Annotated in this window: 22 protein-coding genes; 8 read left to right on the top strand and 14 right to left on the bottom strand. The window is 74.7% G+C overall.

Features of this window, described 5'->3' with window-relative positions; genetic code table 11:
• Positions 1–5: 5 nt before the first annotated feature.
• The 4 genes from ACZ6S5_RS22570 to ACZ6S5_RS22555 all read right to left on the bottom strand — a co-directional run bounded on the left by ACZ6S5_RS22570 (position 6) and on the right by ACZ6S5_RS22555 (position 3,532).
• On the bottom strand, positions 6–743 hold the full coding sequence (locus ACZ6S5_RS22570) for a zinc ribbon domain-containing protein (RefSeq protein WP_466003374.1): 738 nt from the start codon (positions 741–743) through the stop codon (positions 6–8).
• Complete coding sequence (locus ACZ6S5_RS22565; protein WP_466003428.1) at positions 740–1,570, bottom strand: Nif3-like dinuclear metal center hexameric protein; 831 nt, start codon at positions 1,568–1,570, stop codon at positions 740–742. The genes ACZ6S5_RS22570 and ACZ6S5_RS22565 overlap by 4 nt, the downstream gene beginning before the upstream one ends.
• Before the next feature lie 137 nt (positions 1,571–1,707).
• Positions 1,708–2,289 carry a flavoprotein gene (locus tag ACZ6S5_RS22560; RefSeq protein WP_466003372.1) on the bottom strand — a complete coding sequence of 194 codons (582 nt, stop codon included), beginning with the start codon at positions 2,287–2,289 and terminating at the stop codon, positions 1,708–1,710.
• 16 nt (positions 2,290–2,305) lie between these two features.
• Positions 2,306–3,532, bottom strand: coding sequence for a helix-turn-helix domain-containing protein (locus ACZ6S5_RS22555; RefSeq protein ID WP_466003371.1), 1,227 nt, complete (start codon positions 3,530–3,532; stop codon positions 2,306–2,308).
• A gap of 245 nt (positions 3,533–3,777) precedes the next feature.
• Here ACZ6S5_RS22555 and ACZ6S5_RS22550 point away from each other — a divergent pair, with 245 nt between their 5' ends.
• Positions 3,778–4,449 (top strand): bifunctional DNA primase/polymerase, encoded by a 672-nt coding sequence (locus tag ACZ6S5_RS22550; RefSeq protein WP_466003369.1) that lies wholly within the window; start codon positions 3,778–3,780, stop codon positions 4,447–4,449.
• Between the two features lie 319 nt (positions 4,450–4,768).
• On the opposite strand, the gene ACZ6S5_RS22545 is transcribed toward ACZ6S5_RS22550, so the two are convergent.
• From ACZ6S5_RS22545 to ACZ6S5_RS22525, 5 genes are read right to left on the bottom strand one after another with little or no spacing between them, the layout of a single operon-like run.
• Positions 4,769–5,491, bottom strand: coding sequence for an FAD:protein FMN transferase (locus tag ACZ6S5_RS22545; RefSeq protein WP_466003367.1), 723 nt, complete (start codon positions 5,489–5,491; stop codon positions 4,769–4,771).
• Between the two features lie 46 nt (positions 5,492–5,537).
• Positions 5,538–6,122, bottom strand: coding sequence for an FMN-binding protein (locus ACZ6S5_RS22540; protein ID WP_466003365.1), 585 nt, complete (start codon positions 6,120–6,122; stop codon positions 5,538–5,540).
• 13 nt (positions 6,123–6,135) lie between these two features.
• A complete protein-coding gene (locus tag ACZ6S5_RS22535; RefSeq protein WP_466003363.1) occupies positions 6,136–7,605 on the bottom strand; it encodes a ferredoxin reductase family protein in 1,470 nt (489 codons plus the stop codon).
• Positions 7,602–8,975, bottom strand: coding sequence for a DUF1501 domain-containing protein (locus ACZ6S5_RS22530; RefSeq protein ID WP_466003426.1), 1,374 nt, complete (start codon positions 8,973–8,975; stop codon positions 7,602–7,604). The genes ACZ6S5_RS22535 and ACZ6S5_RS22530 overlap by 4 nt, the downstream gene beginning before the upstream one ends.
• Positions 8,976–8,989: 14 nt before the next feature.
• Positions 8,990–11,107, bottom strand: coding sequence for a DUF1800 domain-containing protein (locus tag ACZ6S5_RS22525; protein WP_466003361.1), 2,118 nt, complete (start codon positions 11,105–11,107; stop codon positions 8,990–8,992).
• A gap of 353 nt (positions 11,108–11,460) precedes the next feature.
• On the opposite strand from ACZ6S5_RS22525, the gene ACZ6S5_RS22520 reads away from it, so the two are divergent.
• The gene (locus ACZ6S5_RS22520; RefSeq protein ID WP_466003359.1) at positions 11,461–11,718 is read left to right on the top strand and encodes a DUF3040 domain-containing protein; all 258 of its coding nucleotides are present in this window, start codon (positions 11,461–11,463) and stop codon (positions 11,716–11,718) included.
• Here the strand turns inward: ACZ6S5_RS22520 and ACZ6S5_RS22515 are convergent.
• The gene (locus tag ACZ6S5_RS22515; RefSeq protein WP_466003357.1) at positions 11,713–12,669 is read right to left on the bottom strand and encodes an SWIM zinc finger family protein; all 957 of its coding nucleotides are present in this window, start codon (positions 12,667–12,669) and stop codon (positions 11,713–11,715) included. The two genes, ACZ6S5_RS22520 and ACZ6S5_RS22515, sit on opposite strands and share 6 nt — an antisense overlap.
• Positions 12,666–15,881 (bottom strand): SNF2-related protein, encoded by a 3,216-nt coding sequence (locus tag ACZ6S5_RS22510; protein ID WP_466003355.1) that lies wholly within the window; start codon positions 15,879–15,881, stop codon positions 12,666–12,668. Before ACZ6S5_RS22510 ends, ACZ6S5_RS22515 begins: the two co-directional genes overlap by 4 nt.
• 103 nt (positions 15,882–15,984) lie before the next feature.
• Between ACZ6S5_RS22510 and ACZ6S5_RS22505 the strand changes: the two genes are divergently transcribed.
• Positions 15,985–16,857, top strand: coding sequence for a carbohydrate kinase family protein (locus tag ACZ6S5_RS22505; RefSeq protein ID WP_466003353.1), 873 nt, complete (start codon positions 15,985–15,987; stop codon positions 16,855–16,857).
• A gap of 7 nt (positions 16,858–16,864) precedes the next feature.
• Here the strand turns inward: ACZ6S5_RS22505 and ACZ6S5_RS22500 are convergent, their stop codons facing one another.
• Positions 16,865–17,386, bottom strand: coding sequence for a DinB family protein (locus ACZ6S5_RS22500; protein WP_466003351.1), 522 nt, complete (start codon positions 17,384–17,386; stop codon positions 16,865–16,867).
• A gap of 84 nt (positions 17,387–17,470) precedes the next feature.
• Between ACZ6S5_RS22500 and ACZ6S5_RS22495 the strand changes: the two genes are divergently transcribed.
• On the top strand, positions 17,471–17,677 hold the full coding sequence (locus tag ACZ6S5_RS22495) for a hypothetical protein (RefSeq protein WP_466003350.1): 207 nt from the start codon (positions 17,471–17,473) through the stop codon (positions 17,675–17,677).
• A gap of 15 nt (positions 17,678–17,692) precedes the next feature.
• Here ACZ6S5_RS22495 and ACZ6S5_RS22490 read toward each other — a convergent pair whose 3' ends face one another.
• A complete protein-coding gene (locus tag ACZ6S5_RS22490; protein WP_466003348.1) occupies positions 17,693–18,844 on the bottom strand; it encodes a polysaccharide pyruvyl transferase family protein in 1,152 nt (383 codons plus the stop codon).
• 243 nt (positions 18,845–19,087) lie between these two features.
• On the opposite strand from ACZ6S5_RS22490, the gene ACZ6S5_RS22485 reads away from it, so the two are divergent.
• The 4 genes from ACZ6S5_RS22485 (at position 19,088) to ACZ6S5_RS22470 (ending at position 22,957) form a co-directional block, all read left to right on the top strand.
• Complete coding sequence (locus ACZ6S5_RS22485; RefSeq protein ID WP_466003346.1) at positions 19,088–20,023, top strand: aminoglycoside phosphotransferase family protein; 936 nt, start codon at positions 19,088–19,090, stop codon at positions 20,021–20,023.
• 225 nt (positions 20,024–20,248) lie between these two features.
• The gene (locus ACZ6S5_RS22480) at positions 20,249–20,989 is read left to right on the top strand and encodes an SDR family oxidoreductase (RefSeq protein ID WP_466003345.1); all 741 of its coding nucleotides are present in this window, start codon (positions 20,249–20,251) and stop codon (positions 20,987–20,989) included.
• A gap of 100 nt (positions 20,990–21,089) precedes the next feature.
• Positions 21,090–21,593 carry a SigE family RNA polymerase sigma factor gene (locus ACZ6S5_RS22475; RefSeq protein WP_466003344.1) on the top strand — a complete coding sequence of 168 codons (504 nt, stop codon included), beginning with the start codon at positions 21,090–21,092 and terminating at the stop codon, positions 21,591–21,593.
• The gene (locus ACZ6S5_RS22470) at positions 21,590–22,957 is read left to right on the top strand and encodes a WD40 repeat domain-containing protein (RefSeq protein ID WP_466003342.1); all 1,368 of its coding nucleotides are present in this window, start codon (positions 21,590–21,592) and stop codon (positions 22,955–22,957) included. Before ACZ6S5_RS22475 ends, ACZ6S5_RS22470 begins: the two co-directional genes overlap by 4 nt.
• Here ACZ6S5_RS22470 and ACZ6S5_RS22465 read toward each other — a convergent pair.
• Entirely contained in the window at positions 22,929–23,726 is a 798-nt protein-coding gene (locus ACZ6S5_RS22465; protein WP_466003340.1) for an alpha/beta fold hydrolase, read from the bottom strand. The genes ACZ6S5_RS22470 and ACZ6S5_RS22465 overlap by 29 nt on opposite strands.
• Positions 23,727–23,897: the final 171 nt, after the last annotated feature.

Here is a 23,897-nt window from a genome sequence, read left to right as displayed (position 1 = left end):
GGCGGCTACAGCCCCGACTCGCTGGTCCGGACCATGATCCGCCGGCACTCCTCACAGCGGACCACGTCGTCCGGGGCGGCCTTGCGGATCCGGGCCAGGTCGGCGCCGGAGAGCTCCAGCCGGCAGCCGCCGCAGCGGGCGCCGGTGAGCAGCGCCGCGCCGAGGCCGGTGTCCTCGCGGATCCGCTCGTAGAGGGCGACCAGGTCGCTCGGAAGGTCGCCGGCGAGCGGCTGACGGGCGCCCCGCTTGAACTCCTCCTCCTTGGCGATCTCGGCCAGGCTCTCCGTACGGCGCTGCTCGGCGGCGGCCCGCCGGTCCCGGGCCTCGGCGATCCGCCGCTCCACGCCGTCGAGTACGCCCTGCGCGGTCTCCCGCTGCTCCATCAGCTCCAGCTCGGCGTCCTCCAGGTCACCCTGCCGGCGGTTCAGCGAGACCAGCTCGTGCTGGATCGCCTCCAGCTCGCGGGCCGGGCCGCTGCCCGCGGCGAGCCGGGCCTCGTCCTTGCTCTTGCGGGCGCGGACCTGGTCGATGTCCTTCTCCAGCCGGGCGATGTCCCGGTCCAGGTCGTCGACGGCCACCTGGGCGCGGACCCGCTCGTCCTCCAGCGCGGAGAGCTCTCGCGCGAGGGCCTCCAGCTCGGCCAGCTCCGGCAGGGTACGGCGCCGGTGGGCGAGCTGGGCGAGGGCGGTGTCGATCGCCTGCAGGTCGAGCAGGCGGCGCTGCACCTTCGGGTCAGCCTTCACGGTCGGGGCTCCTTGTCGTCCGGTCGGGGCGCGGCGGCGTGCACGGTCCACGGGTCGGTGTCCAGGTCGGACACCACGGTCTCGACGCCCAGCTCGTCCCGCAGGTGGGCGGCCAGGTCGTCCAGCCAGGGTCGTTCGGTCGCCCAGTGGGCGGCGTCGAGCAGGGCTGGGCCACCGGCGGCGAGGTGCTCACCGGCGGGATGGTGGCGGAGGTCGGCGGTGAGGAACGCGTCCACCCCGGCAGCGGTCGCCTCGGCCAGGAAGCTGTCTCCCGAGCCGCCGCTGACGGCGAGGGTACGAACCCTACGCCCGGGATCCCCGGCGGCGCGAACTCCCCAGGCGGTGACGGGGAGCACGGCGGCGGCGTGCCGGGTCAGCTCGGCGAGGGCCATCGGGGTGGGCAGCTCGCCGATCCGGCCGATGCCCCGACCCGGGCCGTCGGCCGGGGAGCCGGGGCGCGGGCGGTGCAGCGGGCGCAACCCGGTCAGTCCGAACCGGGCAGCGAGGGCGTCGGAGACGCCGGGATCGGCCACGTCGGCGTTGGTGTGCGCCACGTACAGCGCGACGTCCCCCTTGATCAACCGGTGGACGATCCGCCCCTTGTACGTCGTCGCGGCGACCGAGGAGACGCCCCGCAGCAGCAGCGGGTGGTGCGCGACGATCATGTCGGCCCCGGCGGCGAGCGCCTCCTCCACCGTCTCCGGGACCACGTCGACCACGCAGGCGACCCGGCGTACGGCCGTGCCGGGCTCGCCGAGCACCAGGCCGACCCGGTCCCACTCCTCGGCCCAGGCGGGCGGGTAGCGGCGGTCCAGCGCGGCCACCACGTCGGCGACCGTGGGCGGGGATCCGGTTGTGCTCACGGCCGGCCAGCTTACCGGCGTCCGCCGCCCGCCACGCCCACAGCGCTCAGGAGGGGCCCCTGTATCGCGGAATCCGATGACCAGGGGCCCCTGTTCGCACCTCAGCAGACCGGGGCGACCGGGCGCCGGGCGCCGCGCAGCGCGGCGAGGCCGACCGCCCACGGGAAGGCGTCCACGTGCTGCTCGCCGGTGCCCGGCGGGTGCAGCGGCACGACGTGGTCGCCGAAGACCACCTCGACGCCCCACTCGCGCAGCCGGGCCAGGCCGGCGCGGAACGCCGGGTGCGCGGCCATCGCGGTGTTGGTGTACGGGACGGCCGCGATCGGCACCCCGAGCCCCTGCGCCTCGACCAGCAAGCCCAGGGCGAGCGTGTCGGTGATGCCGGCCGCCCACTTGTTGACCGTGTTGACCGTCGCCGGGCAGACCAGCATCGCGTCCGCTGGGGGCAGGACGTCCAGGTCGCCCGGGTTCTTGTAGTGGGTGCGCACCGGATGACCGGTCTGCCGGGCCAGCGCGGCCCGGTCCACGAACTTCGCGCCGTCCGGCGTGGTCACGACGCAGACGTCCCAGCCGTCCCGCTCGGCGAGGTCGACCAGCCGGACGACGTTGCGGGCCAGCGGCGACCCGCAGGCGATGACGTAAAGCACCGGACGGTGCCCGTCGGCGGTGTGCGGATCGCTCATCCGACGAGACCCACGCTCATACTCCGACTCCCATGTGCGCAGCCAACTCCGCGATCGGCGACGGCGGCGCACCCCGGGTGCGACGGAGCACGTCCGACATCACCTCGTGGGCGATCGGCCGACAGCGGATCTCGGACGGCGCGAGCCGGTCCCCGCGCAGCAGCATCTCGCCGGCGTTGGCGACGTCGCCGATCTGGGCGTAGCCGCGGGACAGGTCGAGCAGGTGGTGCGCGCGGCGCTCGGGCAGCAGGGCGTTGAACGCTGGCTCGGCGATGCCGTGGTGGGTCTCCACGGCCCGGCCGCCGTCACCCAGCTCCACCGCGGCGGCGGCCCGGTGCAGCAGCAGGTTGGTCGGGCCGAAGGAGGTCCAGTAGTGGTTCTGGTCGCCGCCGAGCAGGGTGGCCGCCTCGTGGGCGCCGGAGAGCAGGTCGTCGACGGTGGCGGAGTCGCCGGTCCGGGCGGCGGCCATCGCGCCCTGGAGCAGCAGCATGCCGTAGACGGAGAGGCGCTCCGGGGTGACGTCGTTGCTGCCGCCGGGGGCGAGCCGGTTGGCGATCCGGACGTTGAGTTCGAGCGCCGGGCGGGGGCGGCCCATGGCGACGAGGGCGTTGCAGACCCGGGTGGTGGCGATGCCGGCGAGCAGCGGGTCGTCGGCCCGCTGGGCGACCGCCATCGAGCGGTCGGCGGCCAGCCAGGCCAGGTCGCACTCGCCGAGCTTGCGCAGCACCGAGGAGGCGATCTGGTAGACCTGCCCGAGCAGGTGGGCGGCCTCCCGGGCCTGGTCGCCGCGGTGGCCGGCGTCGGCGGCCTGGGCGTCGCGCAGCAGCTTGGGCAGGGCGCGGGTGAGCATCCCGTAACGGCCGTACTGGTAGGTGAGCCAGGCGTGGTTGACCGCCTTGCGCATGTCGGCCAGCGGCGGGGGGTAGGGCGCCGCGTCGAAGTAGGCGCTCATCGAGTCGTACCGCTCCAGCGCGGCCCGGATCTCCTCGACCTCGACCTGGTCGATGCAGTTGAGGGCGTCGGTACGCCGTTCCGGGTCCTTGCCGAGCAGCAGTTGCACGTCGACCTGGAGGATGTCGGCGATCTCGTAGACGACGGAGAACTTGTCCAGCCGCCGGACGCCGCGCTCGACCTTGTCCACCCAGCTCTTGGACTTGCCGAGGCGGTCGGCGAAGACCTGTTGGGACATCTTGCGCCGGCTGCGCCAGTACGCCACTCGACGGCCTATGGGCAACTCATCCATCTCCCCATCCCTCCCCCTGCCCGCGTCCGGCTGATCTCCCCCGGTCGACCATCGCAACGGTCCGTCGGTATTCAGGTTTTCGCTGGTCGCACAGTCTGTACGTCGGCCGTACGGCCAGTCCTCGTAGTTTCCGTGCAAGTTGCATCAGCCGTTCGTCAACTCAACGACTGTCAGAAATAGCAGTGACGGCGTTCAACGTGTTACATCGGAGCGTCCAAATAGGACAAAGAGGGGATGAGGCACCCATGTGGGGGAATGTCGGACCGCGCGTGGCTCGCCTGTCGCCTTTGGAACGTGTCCGGCTGCGCCGGGTCGCCGTCCGGTACGCGCTGCACGGCTGGGCGGTAACCCCGGGCGCCTGCCTGGCGAACCGCCGCTTCGTCTGCGGCCGGGCCGGCTGTCCCACCGTCGGCTGCCACCCCGCGCTGGAGAACTGGGAGCAGGCGGCGAGCGCCGACCCGGCCCGGGTGGCCACCTGGTGGCGGGACCGCCCGCACGCGGTGCTGCTGCCCACCGGGCGCGCGTTCGACGTGCTGGAGGTCGCCGCCCACTTCGGCCGGCGGGTGCTGGACGCGATCGCCACCCACCCGGCCGGGTTCGGGGTCCGCGGGCCGGTGCTGGTCACCCCGACCGGGCGCTGGATGTTCCTGGTCCGTCCCGGCGACCCGCTCCGGCCTGAGTTGGAGCAGTGCTTCCACGTGGTCCGGCACGGCCCCGGCTCGTGGATCGCGGCGCCCCCGACCCGGCTGCCGGAGGGGATCGTCCGCTGGGCGGTCGCCCCGGAACAGGCCCGCTGGCAGCTCCCCGACTCGTACCTGGTGCAGAACGCGCTGATCAAGGCGTTACGGTCGGCCGGGGTCACGCTCGTCCCGGACCTGCTCCCCGGCCAGCTCCCGCTCCCCCGGCGCGGCGGTTGACCGACGGCCTCCCGACAGCGTCCTCCCCGCCGGCGCACTCGTTGAACCGGTGACGGAGCGCACGCGACAGAGCGGGGGTTGAGGCATGTCCAGGGACGACGCGGCCCGCCACACCGGCGGCACCGAACCTTCACGGCACCACCGCCGCCCGCACCGCTGGGGCGGCACCCGGCCCTGGGGCAGCCGGCCCGGCCGCCCCCGCCCCACGGGCTCCCGTCCCGCCATCCACCACCGTCCGCTGCGCTGAGCGGCGGGCGGATTGCGGCATGTCGGGCTGCCCCGGCGGCCGAACAGCCCGGGCCGCCGCGAGCGGAGTCGATCAGTCGACCACCGGCAGCCGGGTGGAGTGCAACAGCCGGTCGTCGTCGGTGATCACCGCGTGCAGGTGGCCGTCGAGGCGGTCGAGCCAGCCGATGCCGGACTCCCCCATCGCCAGCGCGGCGGTGGCGTACGCGTCGGCGTCGCCCAGGTCCGGACCGACCACGGTGACCAGCCGCAGCCCGCGCGCCGGCTCGCCGCGGCGCGGGTCGATCACGTGGTGCCCGCGGTGGTGCACCCCGGAGGTGGCGACCGCGAGGTCGGTGCCGGCGAGCACCAGGCAGACCGACGACCAGTCGTCCGGATGCCGCACCCCGATCCGCCAGGGCTCGCCGGTCGCTGCGAGCCCTCGGACCACCACGTCGCCGCCGGCGTTGAGGCAGTGGTTCGGCGCGCCCGCGTCGGCCAGCCGGTCGGAGGCGACCTGCGCGGACCAGCCCTTCACATAGCCGGAGGGGTCGAGCCGCCCGGTGGCGTACGCGTCGAACCAGCCGTCCGTGGCGGCCCACAGGTCGGCGCAGCACTCGAGCACCAGCCGCAGGTCGGAAGAGGCGTCGGCGAGCCGCAGCTCGCCCCGGTCCAGCCGGCACACCTCGCTGTCGTCGCGATAGGTGCTGAACCGGGCGTCGACCTCGCGCAGCCAGTCGAAGGTCCGGTCGGCCAGCTCGGCCAGGCGCGCGGGTGGCAGGTCGTCGGCGAGTTCCAGGCTGATCGCCGTACCCATCACGTGTTCCACCCGGGTGAGCCCGGGCCGCGCCGACGCCGCCACCTCAGATCTGGCTGATCGCGCTCTGCAACGACTGCTTGTAGGCGTTGCTCGTGTAGGTGGCGTCGGAGACGGTGTTCAGGTTGGCGCTCTGCTTCTGCACCACCTGGCCGGAGGTGCCGCTGTAGGCGCTCTGCACCGCGTCGCTCTTCTGGCCGGACTCCCCGCTGGTCGGCATTCCGGTCGCGGTCGCGTTGACGATCTTCGTCCCGGAAACGGTGATCTGCACCCGCAGCGAGCCGTACCGGTAGCTCACCGTCGGGCCATACAGGGTCCGGGTCACCGGCTTCGGGGCGGCGGTGGTGGTCTTCGGGGCAGCCGTCGTCTTGGTCGCGGTGGGCTTGGTGCTCCGGCTGCCGCTCGCGCTCGGTTTGGCCGACGGCTTCGCCCCGGCGGACGGCGCCGACGGGGCCGGCGCGGCGGCCGAGGGACCGCCGGAGGCGGCCGGGTCGAGCCCGCCGGGCACGGCCGGCGGCTGGTCGCCGGGGAGCGCCTGGGCGGCCTGGCTCGCGCCGGGCCCGCCCTTGAGCACCACCAGCGCGGTGGTGCTGGCGGCCAGACCGGTGATCGCGAGGATCGCGCGACGCATTCGTGGAGCCTTCCTACAGTTCGAACGTGGCCTGGTGGATCTGCCGTCGGGGGACGCCGGCCCGGCGCAGCACCCGGACGGCCTCGTCGATCAGGCCGGACGGGCCGCACAGGTAGACGTCGCGCCGGGTCACGTCGGGCACCAGCCGGCGCAGCCCCTCCGGGCTCATCACCTGCCGGGGGCCGGGCTCGTGCCGGGAGCCGATGACGTACCAGATTGAGGTCTGGCGGGCCCGGGCGAACCAGTCGAGTTCGTGGTGCAGCAGCACGTCCTGCGGCGTGCGGGCGCGGTAGATCACCGCCGCGCCGGGCGGCAGCTCCTCCAGCAGGGCCCGCAGCGGGGCGATGCCGCTGCCGCCGGCGATCAGCAGCGCCCGGTGCCGCCTGCGGTGCGCGGCGGTGAAGGTGCCGGACGGGCCCTCGGCCCAGACCCGGGTGCCCGGATCGAGGTCGCGCAGGTCGGCGGTGTGCGTGCCGACCACCTTCACGGTGAGCCGCAGCCAGTGGCCGTTGGCGGCGGCGGAGAGCGAGAACGGGTGGGACTGCCACCAGCAGCCACGGACGAGGAAGCGCCAGCGGAAGTACTGGCCGCCGAGCATCGGCAGCGAGTTGAGGTCGCGGCCGGTCAGGTAGATGGAGATGGTGTCCGGGCTCTCCGCCACCACCTCGGCCACCCGCAGCCGGTGCTTCAGGTTGAAGTGCAGTGGCGCGAGCAGCCGGCCCCACACCAACGCGGCGATCACCAGCAGGTACGCGGCGTACCAGCCGGTGCGCACCGGGCCCTTCGGGTAGAGCTCGGCGCCGTTGCTGAACTGGTGGGCGTAGCCGAGCACCAGCACCGCGTAGCTGGACAGGTGCAGCACGTACCAGAGCTCGTACGGCAGCTTGGCGCGGATCACCCGGATCGCGCTGAAGGCGACCACGACCATGATGCCGGCGGCGACGAACGCGGAGAGCATGTCCTCGTAGTCGCTGAGCATCACCCCGACCTCGCCGAGGACCGAGTGCTGCTCGGCCTCGGCGTAGGCGACCACCAGGGTGGCCAGGTGGGCGAGCACGGCGACCAGCAGGGTGGCGCCGAGGTCCCGGTGCAGGCGGGAGATCCGCTCGCCGCCGAGGCAGCGCTCCAGCACGGCCAGCCGGCTCATCATCAGCACCTGGACCAGCAGCAGGTAGCCGCCGATCAGGCCGGTGATCCGGCCGACGGCCAGCAGCACGTCCCCGGTGGTGGCCAGCCCGCCCGTCGGCGTGTCGAGCCACCAGGGCAGCACGCTGAGCACCAGGCCGGCCCAGAAGAGCGCGGCCAGGGCGCGCCGGGCGCCGGGCCCGCGCCGGGGCAGGCCCAGGTGCGCGGGGACGGCGGGCTCGGGCGGCGGCGGGGCCGGGGCGCGCTGCGGCCGGGGCGCGGTCCGGCCGCCGTACGAGGGATCAATCCTCGTATGGCGGCCGGTGGCGTACGTGTCGTAAATGTCCTGGTAAGTCACGCGTACAACTTCATGGGGGAGAATTTCTGCCGGGGGAAGATCTTGTCCACCTGCGCCGTCGTCAGGCCAAATCGCCCCTGGGCGACGGATCCGTAGACGTTGAACATGTTGTTGTATTCGGGTACGTCCCCGCTGTCCAGATCGTTCAACCCGTGCCATGACCCGAGCAGGGACCCGGCGAGCTTACGCCCGCTCAGCAGCGTGATGACACCCCCGTGCCCGTGGTCGGTGCCGCCCTGGTTCGAGGCGACCCGCCGGCCGAACTCGCTGGATACCATGATCGTCACGTCGGCGGCCCGGTCCCCGAGGTCGGTGAAGAAGGCCGCCATGGCGGTGGCCAACTCGTTGAGCCGGCGCCAGAGCTGCCCGCCGTCGCGGGTGCCCTGGTTCTCGTGGGTGTCGTAGCCGCCCATCCCGACGGTGGCCACCCGCACGTTCGCGCCACCCTTGATCAACTGGGCGAGCTGCTGGAAGGCGTTGCCCACGCCCTGATAACGCACACCCGCGGCCGGCTGGTACGGCTTCGCCGCGAGCTTCTGCGCGGTGGCCAGCGCGCCCATCCCCTCCAGCACCGCGTCCTCGACCGGGTGGTTGATCCCGGTGAACAGGCCCCGGATCGCCTTCTCGGTCGCCGCGCGGTACCGGTCGTCGCCGTTGAGCCGCAGCTCGCCGACGCTGTCGAGGGAGAGCGCGCCGTTCACGCCGACCAGGGACCGGGGCAGCGTGCTGCCGATGCCGACGCTGCGGAAGGCGGTGCCCTTGCCGAGGGCGTCGACCAGGCTGTCCAGCCAACCGCGGCCGCCGGTCTCGCTGGGCAGCCCGCCCAGGTTGCAGGCGTCGGCGGCCTGGAAGTGGCTGCGCGACAGCCGGGGGTCGGAAACCGCCGGGACGAAACCGAGCTGCCCGGCGCGGAGCCACTTCTCCAGCGGGGCGAAGGCGCTGGTCAGCTTGAAGCCGCGGCCGACCGCCAGCGAGTCGTTACCGAGCAGCAGGTCAGGGCGGGCCCTGTCCAGCACCGGGTCGTCGGCCGGGGCGACCAGGCTCAGCCCGTCCAGCCCGCCGTAGAGGAAGACGTGGATCAGGGTGCCGGTCTTCGTCGCGGCGAACGACGCCGACGTGGTGACGAACTGGGCGGTGGCCAAGGCGGTGGCGGTGGCCGCGGCGCCCGCAACGAAGGTGCGCCGGGTGACGCCCCGGCCGTCCTGCTGGGCCTCTTCCCGCTCCTCCAGCCGGCGGTACCGGTCGGCCTCGGCGGTGTTCTCGGCCGCGACGATCTCGGCCTCCGCGCGCAGCAGCGCCTCGGCGGGGTGGTCGGCCAGCCGGCGCAGGTCGGGGCATTCGGGGTGGAGCGGGTAGGGGTTCACGGTCATCTCCATCGAATGCCTCACCGGAGGTGGTGCTGGGGGGAAGCGAGGATCGTCCGCGCAACCGCGGCGATGGCCCCGTTGAAGGTGGCGTCGACCTTGGTGCTCGCCGTTACACCGGCGACGCCGAGCACGAGTGCCCTCTCCCGGCCGCTCAGCTTCTGGTGCACCAGCCGCAGGGCCAGCGCGTCCAGGTACGCCCCGGCGGTCGCCGGCGGTTTCGCGACCAGTCGCTCCGGCTTGGCGTACGTGAACTCGGTGCGCCAGCCGGCGAGCACGTCGCCGGCCTCGTTCCAGCCGTCCACCATGGTCCCGGCCGAGGTCCAGGCCACGTAGACGTCCGCGTACCCGTCCGGGGTGGGCTTGCCCATCGGGTACTGGCCCAGCTCGCGCAGCCTGTCCTGGACCTGCCGCAGCCCCTGGGCGAACGGCGTCCGCCGGCCGTCGCCTGTGAACCGCGGAGAGGCGCTCGGTCCCACCCCGAGCGCCCGGTACGTGGCGACCAGGTACTCCATCGGGCGGCGTACCTTCTGGCCGACCGCGGCCCAGAACTCCGACGAGCTGAACATCGCCGCCAGCACCGGCCGGATCCGGCCGCGGTTGGTGGTGTACGCCTTGGCCAGCCGGTCCACCAGGGACTTCGGCGGCGTGTCCGAGACGAATCGGGTGGCCAGGTTGCGGGCCACGTACGCGGCAGTGGACGGGTGCAGCGCGAGGTGGCGGATGTACTGGTCGATGACCTTGTCGGCGGCCTTCGGGTCGGCCGAGTTGTTGGCGTGGCTGAAGCCGAGGATCTTCACCTTGCCGAGGTAGTGCTGGTCGGCGCGGAAGACGTACCTGGTGCTCTCGACGCCCCGGCCGGTCTGCAGCAGGGCGGCCTGACGGACGTCCTTCTCGGTATAGCCACCGTCCACGCCGACCGAGTACAGCTCCAGGTTCTCCCGGGCCAGGTTCTCGTTGACCGCGTCCTTGCGGGAGTCGTTCTGGTTCAGGTAGAGCAGCAGCGCGGGGTGCTTGTTGGCGGCCACCAGCATGTCCGGGTAGCTGCCCAGGGCGTGCTTGCGGATGACGTCGCGGTCGAACGCGTTGCGGTGGATCTCGCCGCCGTCGAAGTCGGCGGCGACGTGCAGGAAGTCGTTCCAGAAGTCGACCATCACCTCGAAGAGCTGGCGGTCGGACCAGATCTGGCGGGCGATGGTCGCGTCGATCGTCTCCCGCGCCGGGTCGACGCCCCGCTCGTTGAGCTGGTCCCGCTGGTCGCGCAGCTGCTGCGGGGTGAACTTCAGCGAGGGCAGCTCGGCCAGCTTCAGTTCGGCCCTGGTCGGGGCGATCTTCTCCGGATCGAGCTGCTCGCGCAGCCAGTCGTCGATGCCGAGCCGCCGGATGTCGGCGAGCACCTTCGGCGTGGCGCCGAAGGTGGCCCGGCTGGCCAGGTGCCGGACCGGATCCTTGGCCAGCACCGTCTTCACCGTCACCGGGGTGGCCGCCGCGGCGGCCGGGCTGGCGAAGACCCGGCCGCCGGACGGCGAGTTGCGCTTCAGCGCCGCGCCGGCCCGGGAGCCCATGTAGCTCTCGTTCTGCTCGGTGTAGGTGCGCACGGTGCTCGGCTGCTGCCCGCTCGGCCGGGCGGCGGTGCCGTCGGTGGCCACCGTGCCGGTGGCGTCGCCCGGCGGATCATCGCCGAACAGCCCCCGTACCTGCGGGGACATGGCCAGGGCGGCGCCGCCGGCGACCACCGCGGCGGCGCCGAGGGCGGCGAGGGCGCGGCGCCGGCCGGTGCGCGGCTCGTCGTCATCGTCCAGATCGGGCAGTCCGCCGCCGGGCGGCGGCCCGTACCCGGCAGCGCCGAGGCCGTCCGGCCCGACCCACCGCGGCCCTGGGGCGGGTGGCGCGGGTGGGGCGTAGCCGCCGGGTCCGGCGTAGGGGGCGGCGTACGGCGAGGCGGTGTCCACGTGGTACCGGTCCGGGAGGGGGTTCTGGTGTCCGTCCCAGCCGCGGTCGTCCCGGGATCGACGCGGTGGCACGTTGCGGTCGGCCATGTACCTGTCCCGTTTTCTTCGAGCGCCGGCCCGCCCCACGACCAGGGTGAGGCGGGCGGCGGCGACGGTTGCGGAGGAGTTGTCACGGAAGGTAGCCACGCGTTCCGGGCCACTCAAGGCGGCCCGGAGACTCCCGGGAGGGCACTTAAGACACTGCTCAGTCCGACTCTCGCGCCGGCCGTACGCCCCGGTAACCGCCGCGGCGTCCGGAGCTGGGCCGACCCGGGCGGCGAGCACCCCGACGTAACGTTTCCGCCCGCCGCGGCGCTGTTTGTGCCGTTCATCCGCTCAGCGAAACTTAAGTCGCGGATAAGCCCGCCCTGAGGTGCTCCGGCAGGAAGGTCCGCACCCCCCGGCCGGCCTGGTCAAAGTGGCCGCGGGAGCGGCGCGTGACCCGCCGCCGTTGCGGGTATGCCGCCGGACCGCTGAAGCCGTGAGGGGAAGGCACCGCCATGCTCAGCAAAGAGGATCAGCGCAGGTTCGAGCAGATCACCCGCCAGCTGCGGGAGAGTGACCCGCAGTTCTTCGCCCGGCTCGACAACCGGGCCAAGGGCCGCCGTGGCCGGTACCTGATGCTGTTGACGATCGTGCTGTGGGCCTCGCTGCCGGCGATGACGGTACTCGCCGGACGACTGGCCGGCGCGATCTGCGCCCTGGTGCTGATAGCGAACGCCGGGCTCATGTGGCGCTTCCGGCGACGCTGGCTATGAGCCGGTCGAGGCCGCCGGACCGTCCGGCTCCGCCGCCGGCCGGGGACGGCCGAACTCCCGGTACGCCCGGCGCAGCCGCTCGACCAGGCCGGGACCGCCGAGTTCGGGCCCGGGCGGGGCGAGCTGGCGCAGCAGCAGCTCCGGCCCGGTCGCCAGGGTGGGTGGCCGGTCGGGCAGCGGCACCGGGGACAGCCAGAACCGCTCCACCTCGTCGGCCGGTGGGACCGCCGGCAGGCCGGCGAGCACCCGCCCCGCGCCGGCGACGGGCTCGGGCCGCGACGGGCCGTCCGCCGAGCCGACCGGCACCACCGCCCGGTCGGCCGCCGCGCCGCCCGGGGTGGCGTCGCCGCCCCGCCGGGCACGCAGCCGGTCGAGCAGCTCGGACCGGCCCCGGCCGCGCCAGTGCAGGAGCTGGAACGGGTCGGCGTCGAACGCCTCGGCCAGCAGGTAGAAGGTGGCCGCCAGATGCTTGCACGGCACCGCGAAGTCGGGGCAGCCGCAGTGCTGGTCCAGCTCGTCGACGTCCGCCGGGAACAGCGGCGCGCCCGCCGAGGCGAACAGCTCCTCCAGTTCGGAGGGCAGGTCGCCGGCGAGCAGCCGGGCGCTGAAGAACGCCTGCCCCGCCAGGTCCGCCTCGATCCGGTCCCACACCTGCGCCGGATACGCGGCCAGGCGGATCCGCACCGGGTACGGGTCCGGCCGTGAGCCCTGCACCTCGGCGGTGACCAGCCCGGGGGCGACGTCGAGCCGGAGCACCTGGCCCTTGCGCGCGTACGCCCGACCCCGGGTGAGCCGGGTGCCGAGCGCGAACGACTCCAGCACCTCCAGGAACCGCCGCGACCACCAGGAGCGCCCGATCGCGCCCCGGGTGCTGCGTGCCTTCAGCCCGCCGTCGACCCGCCGGGGCGGGCCGAACTCCGCGAACCGGGGCCGCTCCGGCGCCGGACTCACTCGACCACCGCCCCCGACTCCAGGGCGAACAGCTCGCGCAGCGTGTCGGTGGACAGCTCGGTGACCCACTGCTCGCCGCTGCCCACCACCCGCTGCGCCAGGCTGCGCTTGTCCGCGATCATCGCGGCCACCTTCTCCTCGACGGTGCCGGCGCAGACGAACTTGCGGACCTGCACCCGGCGGCGCTGGCCGATCCGGAACGCCCGGTCGGTGGCCTGGTCCTCGACGGCCGGGTTCCACCACCGGTCCACGTGCACCACGTGGTTCGCCGCGGTCAGGGTGAGCCCGGTGCCGCCGGCCTTGAGGGAGAGGACGAACAGCGGCGGACCGTCCGGGGACTGGAACCGGGTCACCATGGCGTCCCGCTCGGCCTTGCCGACGCCGCCGTGCAGCAGCAGCACCTCCCGGCCGGTGCGCGCCGACAGGTGTCCGCGCAGCATGCCGCCGAACTCGGCGTACTGGGTGAAGAGCAGGGCCTTCTCCCCCGCCGCGAGCACCTCGTCGACGATCTCCTCGAGCCGTTCCAGCTTGCCGGAGCGGCCCGGCAGGGTCGAGCCGTCGTGCAGCAGCTGCGCCGGGTGGTTGCAGACCTGCTTGAGGCGGGTCATGGTGGCCAGCACCAGGCCGCGACGTTCCATCCCGTCGCTGGACTCGATCTTCGCCATCATGTCGTCGACCACCGCGCGATAGAGCGCCGCCTGCTCGGCGGTGAGGTTGCAGAGCACCTCCATCTCCAGCTTCTCCGGCAGGTCGGAGATGATCGACGCGTCGGTCTTGAGCCGGCGCAGCACGAACGGGCCGGTGATCCGGCGCAGCCGCCCGGCCACCTCGGCGTCGCCGTGCCGCTCGATCGGCTCGGCGAACCGCTTGCGGAACGTCGCCGCCGGACCGAGCAGGCCGGGATTGGCGAACTGCATGATCGACCAGAGGTCGGCGAGCCGGTTCTCCACCGGCGTGCCGGTGACCGCGATCCGGTGCCGCGCGGGCAGCGACCGCACCGCCTCGGCCTGCCGGGTGGCCGCGTTCTTGATCGCCTGCGCCTCGTCCACCACCACCCGGTGCCAGTCGATCCCGGCCAGGTCGTACGCGTCCCGGGCGGCCACCGAGTAGGTGGTGAGGACCAGGTCGGCGGCGTGCACGGCGGCGCTGAACTCCTCCCCCCGGGCGCGCTCGGCCCCGTGGTGGACGTGCACGCGCAGCCCCGGCGTGAACCGGGCCGCCTCCCGCTGCCAGTTGCCGACCAGCGACATCGGACAGACCAGCAGCGTCGGCCCGGCCTCCGGCGGGTCCCCGGCGAGCAGCGCGAGCAGCTGCACCGTCTTGCCCAGCCCCATGTCGTCGGCGAGGATCCCGCCGAGCCCGAGCGACTGGAGGAAGGCCAGCCAGGCCAACCCGCGCCGCTGGTACGGCCGCAGCGTGCCGGCGAACCCGGGCGGCGGGTCGGCCGGGGTGAGCCGGCGCTCCGCCTCCCCGGCCAGCAGCTCGCCGAGCGCCCCGTCGGCGGTCACCTCCAGCACCGGCAGCTCGTCCGGGCGGTCGCCCTCGGCCAGCCCCATCCGCAGCAGGTCGGCCACGGTCAGCTCGCCGGCCGAGCGGAGCAGCCGCAGGCCGGCTTCGAGGCGGTTCGGGTCCAGCTCCACCCAGCGGCCGCGCAGCCGGACCAGCGGGGACTTCAGCTCGGCCAGCGAGGCCAGCTCGTCGGCGGTCAGCGGCTGGTCGCCGAGCGCGACCTCCCAGCGGTAGTCCACGAGGGCGTCCAGCCCGAGCCCGCCAGCGGCGGCCGCCACGGTGCCGGGGGCGGTCCGGCCGCGCGCCCGCAGCCGGGCGCCGAGCCGCGCCGACGAGCGCCGCCACCAGGACGGCAGCAGCACCCCGAAGCCGGCCGCGTGCAGCACCGGCGCGCCCTCCCGGAGGAACCGGTGTGCCCCCTCCGCGTCCAGCTCCATCCCGTCGGGCGTGGCGGTACGCAGCGCGTCGTCCAGCTCCGGCCAGAGCCGGCTGGCCCGGCCCAGCTCGGCGAGGAGGGTTTCCTGCGGGTCGACCCCCCGGTCGGCGAGCGCCCGCGCCGGTCCCCGCCAGACGTCCGCCGCGTCGACCACCAGGCCCGGCTCGTCGGCCGGGTGCAGGCCGAACTCGACCCGCCAGGATCCGCCCTCGACCAGCTCGGCCACCGGGTCGACGGCCGGCTCGACCAGGCGGAAGGCGGCCCGTACCGCGCCACCGGCGGCGTCCCGCTGCCAGGCCGCCAACTCGGCGCGGAGGGTGTCCAGGGCGGCCGGCGGCACGGTGAACGCCGGGTCCGACCCGGTCAGCGCGGCAAGCCAGCGGGGCAGCGGCCCCGGGCGCATCCCCCGGTGCAGCGCCGTATCGGCGAGCGCCGCCCGGGCGGCGGCGTCGGTCAGCGCGTCCAGCGCGTCGGCGACCAGCGCCCCCGGCTCCGGCCGGCCGGATTCTTCCCCGGCGGCCGGGTCGTCCGTTCCGGCACCGGAGGCGGCCGGCGTCGCGGTCCGGGTGGACGGCGGCAGTGACAGGGCGAGGGAGCGGGCCCAGGCGGCGTCCGACCCGGTGAGCAGCGGCCGCCACACGGCCCGGGCGGTCACCGCGTCGGTGGCGTCGACCGGCCGGGGACCCCGCCGGAGCCGGGCGGCCTCGCCCCCCTGGTCACGGCCGGGACGGGGCGGAACGGCGACGACGCCGGATCCGGCGGCGGAGGATCCGACCGGGGCGGCGTCGGGCGTCGGCGCCGGGAGGTCGTCGGTGACGCCGGGCAGCAGCCGGCCGCGGGTGACCAGGTCGGCGGCGAAGTCGGCCAGCTCGGCCAGGTGGCGCAGGCCGGCGCCGGGCACCTCGGCGAGCCGGTCGACGGCGCGCAGCAGGGACAGCGCGGCGTCCGGGGCGTACACCAGGGCGGGTGCCCGCCAGCCGGCCAGGGTGACCCGGCCGCGGACCCGGTCAGCGACGGCGGGCCGGACCAGCTCGGGCGAGTCCAGCGGCGCGCCGGCCCGGGTCGGGAGGGTGAGCAGGACGGTGATGGGCTCGCCCGGGTGGTCGCCGAGCGCGGCGGCCAGCCCGGCGTGGTCGGCGGCGAACGGGTGGGGGCGCTCGCGCGGCGGCCGGCCGGGACGGCGCGGCGGGGTGGCCGGGCGGGCGCTGTCCTCCGCCCAGACGGCGAGACCGGTGCCGACCAGCCACGACCCGTGGATGACGAGCACCTGTGCCCTCCTCGTGACGACTGTCGAGGATAGCCGCGTCCAGAGGTGGGACGGGGCAGGCCCGGGGCGGCGGGCGGCGGCGGGGCGAGCTAGCGTCGGCGTCGTGCTCGATCTTCTCGTGATCGGCGGCCTCGGCGTCGACATCCGTGCCCAGGTGCCCGCCCTGCCCCTGCCGGCCGCCGACTCGCTGCCCGTACCGCCGATCGAGCTGCGGATCGGCAACACCGGCGCGGGCGTGGCGCTCGCCGCGCACGCCCTCGGCCTACGGGTGGGGCTGGTCGACGTGCTGGGCGGAGACCCGGCCGGCGACGTGGTACGGGCGGCGATGGCCCGCACCTCGGTACGCACGGTGCTGGTCGACGCCCCGGCCGGCACCCGCCGGTCGGTGAACATGGTGGACCCGGCCGGCCGCCGGATGTCGCTCTACGACCCGCGGCCCTGGTCGGGGCCGGCGCCGTTCGCCGAGGCGGAGCTGACCGCCCTGGTCCGCGAGGCGGCGCACGTGCACGTATCGATCATGGACTGGGCGCGGGACGCGCTGCCGGCCCTGCGCACGGGCCTCGCCGACGGCGTGTCGCTCTCCACCGACCTGCACGACTGGGACGGCGAGAACGACTACCACCGGCCCTTCGCGGACGCGGCCGACCTGGTCTTCGTCAGCGACGTCCGGCTCGGCGACCGGGCCGGCAAGGTGGCCGTCGGGCTGGCGCCCCGGACCGTGCTGGTGACCTCCGGCGCGGCCGGCTCGACCCTGCACGCCCCGGACACGCCGCCCGTCCGGGTGCCGGCGACCCCGCCGCCCGCCCCGGTGGTGGACACCAACGGCGCGGGCGACGCGTTCGCCGCCGGCCTGATCGCCGCCCGGCTGCGCGGCGCGGCCCCGCTCGACGCGGCCCGGTACGCCGCCCGGGTGGCCGCTGCCGCCTGCACCCTGGACGGGATGGAGTATCCGGCCGGCCTGCTGCCCCGGGACTGAGCCCGGCTCAGAGCGCCCCGGTCGTCCCGTCGGTCAGCTCGCGGAGGATGTCCGCGTGCCCGGCGTGCCGGGCGGTCTCCTCGATCAGGTGGACCAGCACCCAGCGCAGCGACACCTCGCCGAGCTGCGGGTGCGGCACCACGTGGTCCAGGTCGAACCGCGCGGCGACCGCCCGGGACCGGGCGCAGGCCGCCTCGTACGCGGCGGCGAGCGCCTCGGCGGTGTCATCCGGGCCGAGGGTGAAGCTCGCCTCGGCCTCCTCCTCGGAGGTGAGGTAGACGTCGCCCGGCTCGGGGGCGAACAGGCAGGCGAACCAGTTCCGCTCCACCAGGGCGAGGTGTTTGAGCAGGCCGGCGAGGGTGGTGAGGGAGGGCACCAGGCGCCGGCTCGCGTCGGCGTCGGCGAGGCCGCGGGCCTTGCGCAGCACGATGGCCCGGTGGAAGTCGAGGAACGATTCGAGCACGGCCCGCTCGTCACCGGTACGGGCGAGGACCGGACCGAGCGTGGGGTCGATCGTCGTGTCCGCCATCCTCGGACCCTAGTCCCGGGGTGCGCCCGCCCGCTGCCCCGCCATCCCGCTGCGGACCGGCGATCTCCGGGGCAGGATGGGCGCATGGCATCCACGGTGCAGATCCCGCTGGTGGGCGGCGCGGCCGACGGTGACACGGTCACCGTCGAACTGGACAGCAACGGCCGCCCGCCGCTGACCCACCACCATCTCGGTCCGGAGGGGTTGGCCGAGGCGCAGATCTACGAGCTGGAGTCGGACGAGCCGCACGGCCGGCCGTGGGTCTACACCTGGCGCGGTCCGGCGGTCTGACGCCGTACCGGCCGGTCAGCCGGCGCCGGCCCGGGCCAGGGTCCGGGACCGGATGCTCTCCAGCACGCCTCGGGTGACCTGCGAGGTGCCGTGGGCCTGCTCGCACACCTCGGCCACCCGCCGGGCCGTCTCGTCGGCCCGTTCCTCCCGCTCGTCCCACAGCCGGTCCACCTCGGCCAGCAGCGGGCCCTCGACCTCGCGTTCCACGCCGCGCAGCGCCGGCACTCCGAGCCGCTGGGCCAGGTCGAAGACCTTCCCGGCGTACGGCAGGGGCAGGAAGGGCGTGCCCATCATGGCCGCGAAGATCAGGAAGTGCAGCCGCATGCCGACCGCGAGGTCGAAGTGCTTCATCAGGCCGAGCACCTGCCGGGGTGAGTAGTCGTTGTGCAGGATCCGGCCCCGCTCGGCGGCGACCATGTGCGACATCACCCCGTGCGAGTGCCGGATGTCGTCCCGTTCCATCGGCACGAAGAGCACGTACGCGTCGATCCGGTGCACCAGGAAGTCGCTGATCTGGGCCAGCAGGCGGTGGTAACCGTCCACGTCGAGGCGTTCCGCCGCCCGGCCCGGCTCGCGGACGCTCAGCCCGACCAGCCGCTTGCCGGAGGGCACGCCCTCCTCGCGCAGCCAGCTCGCCGGGAAGTCCTCCGGCTCCAGCAGGAACGCCGGGTCGGCGGTGACGGTGATCGGGTTCAGCAGCCCGGCCTCCTCCAACACCATCCGGGACTCCTGGTCCCGCACGGTCACCTCGGTCGCCCCGGCCAGGGTCTCCCGCACCATGCCGGTGTCCACGCCTTCGGTGAGCGGGCCGACGCCCACCGCGTACGTGAGCAGCGGCAGGCCGCGCTCCTGGGCGACCCGGACCACCCGCAGGTAGCGGCGGGCCTCCTTGTCGTACAGGATGCCGCCGCCGCCGAGGATGAGCAGGTCGAGCTGCTCCAGGATCATCGACGAGTCGACGCGGCTGACCCCCTCCCAGGGCACCGCCTCCACGTCCGGGTGGGCCAGCGCGGTGTGCGCGGGGTTCCGGGAGAAGACGATGAGCCGGGCCTTCGGCTCCTGCCGCCGCAGGTCGGCCAGGAGACCCGAGAGGATCGCCTCGTCGCCCAGGTTGCGGCCGCCGTACGAGCCGAGCACACCGATGGTCAGTCCGGCGCCATCCGTCATCCGTTGCTCCTCCCCAGGTGGCGTCCCGCGCCGGTTTCCCGCTGCGCGGGGGGACATACCTGGGGCGAAATCCAGTCAACCGGCCGCCGCGCCGGGCCAGACGGGAGACCAGGGCGGAAACCACCTGATCGACGTCGAACCCGGCGTCGACGGAGATGGTGAGCCGGTCGCCGAGCGCCTGGCGCAGCTCGGGCCAGCGGTAATGGGTTGCCCGGGCCGGGCGGGTTCGCGCACGGTGGGGCGGTGACGAGCGCGACGAAGACCCGGATCCACTGGACCGACCTGCCCCGCCACGTCCGGGCGGCGGTCGAGGAGATCCTCGGCGACCGGGTGGTCACGGCGGTCTCGCAGCACGGTGGCTTCTCCCCCGGCACCGCCGACCGGGTCCGCACCGCGGGCGGCCGGCGGGCCTTCGTCAAGGCGGTCAGCCCGGCCCAGAACGACCGCAGCCCGCACCTGCACCGGGCGGAGGCACTGGTCGCCGCCGCCCTGCCACCCGGCACTCCCGCGCCCCGGCTGCTCGGCAGCTACGACGACGGCGACTGGGTGGCGCTGGTCTTCACCGACGTCGAGGGCCGGCACCCGGCGACCCCGTGGGACGCCGACGAGCTGGACGTCGTGCTGTCCACCCTGGAGGCCATGGCCGCCGTGCTCACCCCGGCGTCGGTGGCGGCGGCCCCCACCGCCGGCGAGCAGCTCGGGTACGACTTCGCGGGCTGGCGGCGGATCGCCGCGGACCCGCGGGCCGACCTGGACGCCTGGGCCCGCGACCGCCTGCCGCGGCTGTGCGCCGCCGCCGAGCGCGGGCTGGCCGCGCTGGCCGGGGACACCCTGTGCCACCTCGACATCCGCGCCGACAACCTGCTGCTCGGCCCGGACGGCACGGTCAGCGTGGTCGACTGGCCGTGGGCCTGCCGGGGGCCGGCCTGGCTGGACAGCCTGCTGGTGCTGGTCAACGTGCAGGTGCACGGCGGGCACGATCCGGAGGCGTTGCTCCGCGCCCGGCCGCTGACCGCCGACGCGGACCCGGCCGACGTGACCGGGGTGCTGGCCGGGTTCGCCGGCTTCTTTCTGGACGGCGCGCGCCAGCCGCCCCCGCCCGGCATCCCCACGGTCCGCGCGTTCCAACGCCTCCAAGGCGACGCCCTGCTGCCCTGGCTCGCCCGACGACTGCCCTGATCGCCCGGCCCGGCACGCGGTCGATGGCCGGCGCTGATCGACTCCGGTTGCGGCATGTCGGGCCCTCCCGAGGCCCGGACACCGCCCGTTGCCGCAGGTGGAGTCGATCAAGCCAGGCCGGACTCGTTCACCCGGCATGCGGGCGGTTTGCCGTCCCGATACGGCGGCGAACGCGTCGTCCGATCGCCGCCAGACCCGACCGGCCGCGGCGGCGAGGCTGGTCCCATGACGACACTGGACGGAAAGGTCGCCCTGGTCACGGGCGGCGGACGGGGCATCGGTGCGGCCATCGCCCTGCGCCTGGCGGCCGACGGGGCCGACGTGGCCCTGACCTACGAGACGAACGCCGAGCGGGCCGCGATGGTGGGCAAGCAGATCGAGGCGGCGGGGCAGCGCGCGCTGGTGCTGGCCGCCGACAGTGCCGACCCCGAAGCGGTACGCGCGGCGGTGGACCGCACGGTCGCCGAGCTGGGCCGGCTGGACATTTTGGTGAACAACGCGGCGGTGTTCCTGGTCGGCCCGGTCGACGGGGTGGGCGGCGACGAGCTGGACCGGACGCTCGCGGTCAACGTGCGGGCGCCGTACCTGGCGGCGCAGGCGGCGGCCCGACACCTGGGCGAGGGCGGCCGGATCATCAGCATCGGCAGCAACGTCGCCCGCCGGGCGCCCTTCCCCGGCCTCGCGCTCTACTCGATGAGCAAGACCGCGCTGGTCGGCCTGACCAAGGGGCTCGGTCGCGAACTGGGTCCCCGGGGAATCACCGTCAACCTGGTCAACCCCGGCCCCACGGACACCGACGCCAACCCGGCGGACGGGCCGAACGCGGAGGCCGTCGCCGGTCTCACCGCCCTCGGCCGGTACGCCGCGCCGGCCGAGATCGCCGCCGTGGTGGCCCACCTCGCCGGCCCCGACGCCGGATACGTCACCGGAGCGGTGATCGACGCCGACGGCGGCTTCGCCATCTGACCGGGACGGGGCGGGTGTGGACCTGGACTCCGCACCCGCCCGCCCGGCCCCTCAACCATTCGCCGGGCCCGTGGCGTCTGTAGTGGACGAGGGGGTGAGCATGTCGGAGACGTTCCACGAGTTCGTGGTGCAGCGCTCGCGCGCGCTGTCCCGGACCGCGTACCTGCTCACCGGGGACCATCAGCTCGCCGAGGACCTGTTGCAGAGCGCCCTGGCCCGGACGTACCGACACTGGCGGCGGGTGCGGGACGGCGACCCGGAGGCGTACGTGCGCCGGGTCATGTACCACCAGCAGGTCTCCTGGTGGCGCCGGCGGCGGGTGGCGGAACGGCTGGACGCCCAGCCGGTCGAGCGGGGCGGTGGCGACCACACCGACGCCACCGCGCTGCGGCTGAGCGTGGTGGCGGCGCTGCGCCAACTCACCCCGCGGCAGCGGGCGGTGGTGGTGCTCCGGTTCTACGAGGACCTGACCGAGGCGCAGGTGGCCGAGGCGCTGGGCTGCTCGCTGGGCACGGTCAAGCGGCACGGGCACGACGCCGTACGCCGGCTCCGCGACCTCGTCCCCGACCTGGTGGAGCGGACGGCGGAGAGGAGCGGGCGATGAGCGTACGGCTGCGGGAGGCGTTGCGGGAGGCGGCGGCCGACGTGCCCGCGTACCCGGTGCACGACCAGGCGGTGCGGACCGCGCGCCGGACGTGGCGGCGGATGGCGGCGGGCGTCGCGGCGGTCCTGGTGCTGGTCACGCTCGTGCCGCTGGTCGGGCGCGGTGGCGGCGTGGGGCGGGGACCGGCGCCGGCCGGAGCGGACGGGCCGGCGCTGCCGGACCAGATCGGCCTGCCGGTGTTCGGCGCGCTGCACGCCACCGACCGGCCCCGGCTCGGGCCGGCGTCGGTGATCTTCAGCGGCCAGGCGCGGGGGCTCACCGGGCTGCTGGACGAGAACGGCACCATCGGCATCGTCGGGGTCGACGCGGACCGCTACCGCACCTACGAGGTGGGCTACGAGGCGCCGGCCGGCGAGGAGGTGCTGCTCTCCCCCGACGGCCGACGGATCGCCGTGCCCGGCGGGTCGAGTGAGCACCCCCGGATCGACCTGGTGGACCTGGTCGACGGGGTGGAGCGACACCTGCCCAGCGTGGTGCCGGGCAGCGTGACGACCGAGCCGGCCGGCTGGGCCCCGGACGGGAAGTCGCTGGTGGTGAGGGACACCGTGCCGACCAACCCGGAGCGCAGCGCCTACGCGAACGTGCTGAGCCTGGTCCGGGTCGACACCGGCCGGTCCGTCCGGCTGATCGAGGCCGAGCAGCTGCCGATCTTCGGCGACCCGGTGGCGTTCTCGCCCGACGGCACCCGGCTGGCCTGGCGGATCGGCGACAAGGTGCTGGTCGCCGGCACCGACGGGCAGAGCATCTCGTCGTTCCCGCTGCCGGCCGACACCGGGCTGGCCGGCAAAGGCGCCTGGCTGCCGGACGGCAGCCTGGCCCTGGTCAGCCGGGAACCGGACAGCACCCGCTGGCGGCTGCGTCACGCCGACCCCGCCACCGGCCGTGACCTGGGCGCGCTGGAGCTGCCCGCCGTCGCCGGGGTCACCACGATCCGGCTGCTCGGCTGGCGACCGGACGGCTCGGCGCTGGTGGTCGCCTACCGGCCCGAGCCGGCGGCGCCGGACCGGTTCGACCAGCCGATGGAGATGGACCAGCGGACCGCGTACGGCCTGGTGCGGTCGGTCGAGGTGCTCGCGCTGGTCCCGGGGGCCGCCGCACCGACGACCGTGCTCACCGCGCCGGAGCAGGTGCTCGCGATCGACGTGGCGGACGACGTCGTCCAGTCCGGACAGGTCCGCGACGCCGACCCGCCGTGGGGGGTGGGCGGCCGGTTCTGGTGGTGGACCGCGCTGGCGGCCCTGCTGCTGCTCGGCGGGATCCTGGCCCGACGGGTGGTCACTCGGGCGCGCGGACCTCGTGGGTGAGGAAGGGCAGCACGACGGCGGGCACCGCCGGGGAGCCGACGATGTCGTAGTGGGTGAGGCCGGGCAGCACCGCCAGCCGGGACAGCGGGCGGTCGCTGCCGTCCCAGCCGGCGTCCCGGTGCCCGCCGCCGAGCAGCCCGAAGAACTCGGCCATGTGGCGGACCGGGATCGAGTCGGCGTCGGCGTAGACCAGCAGCACCGGCAGGGCCAGCGCGGCCACCTCGGCCGACCAGTCGTAGTCGCGGCGCAGCAGCTCACCGGTCTTGACCCAGAGCGTCGGCCAGTCCCGCGGGCGCGGCGCCACCCGCTCGTAGAGCTCGTGCGGCGGGGTGCCGCGCATCTGCTCGGCGACCTGCGCACCGTGGGCGGCCATCGCGGCGAGCACCGCCGGGTACCAGCCCTGCCGCCGGCAGGGGGTGGAGACCAGCACCAGCCGGCGGACCAGCGCCGGATGCTGGATCGCGGTACGCAGCGCCACCCCACCGCCGAGCGAGTAGCCGAGCAGGTCGGCCTCCGGCAGGTCGAGGTGGCGCAGCAGCGCCGCGACGTCGTCGGCCATCGACTCGAAGCGCAGCGGCCGGTCCACGTCGGCGGTCCGGCCGTGGCCCTGGAGGTCGACGGCGATCACCCGGCGGCGCGCGGCGAGTGCGGGCAGGATCGGGGCGAACATCTCCACCGACCCGTACCCGCCGTGCAGCAGCACCAGGGGCTTCCCGGTGCCGTGCACCTCGTACCAGAGGCGCAGCCCGTTGACGTCTTCGTAGCTCATGTCCCTCCCGCTATTCCGCGTACCGGTAACAACGAGGGCGACCGGCGACCGGCCCGGCGGCGTGGTCCCGTCGGGCCGACGGAAGGCCTCTTCGGGTGCGTTTGTTGTCGCCCGGGCGAAAACAAACAAACCCGGACGCGGGGGTAACCGGAGAAGTAAAAGTGAAGAGGC

The organism is Micromonospora sp. NPDC051924 (genome assembly GCF_055586005.1).
This window is presented reverse-complemented; position numbering and strand designations above follow the sequence as displayed.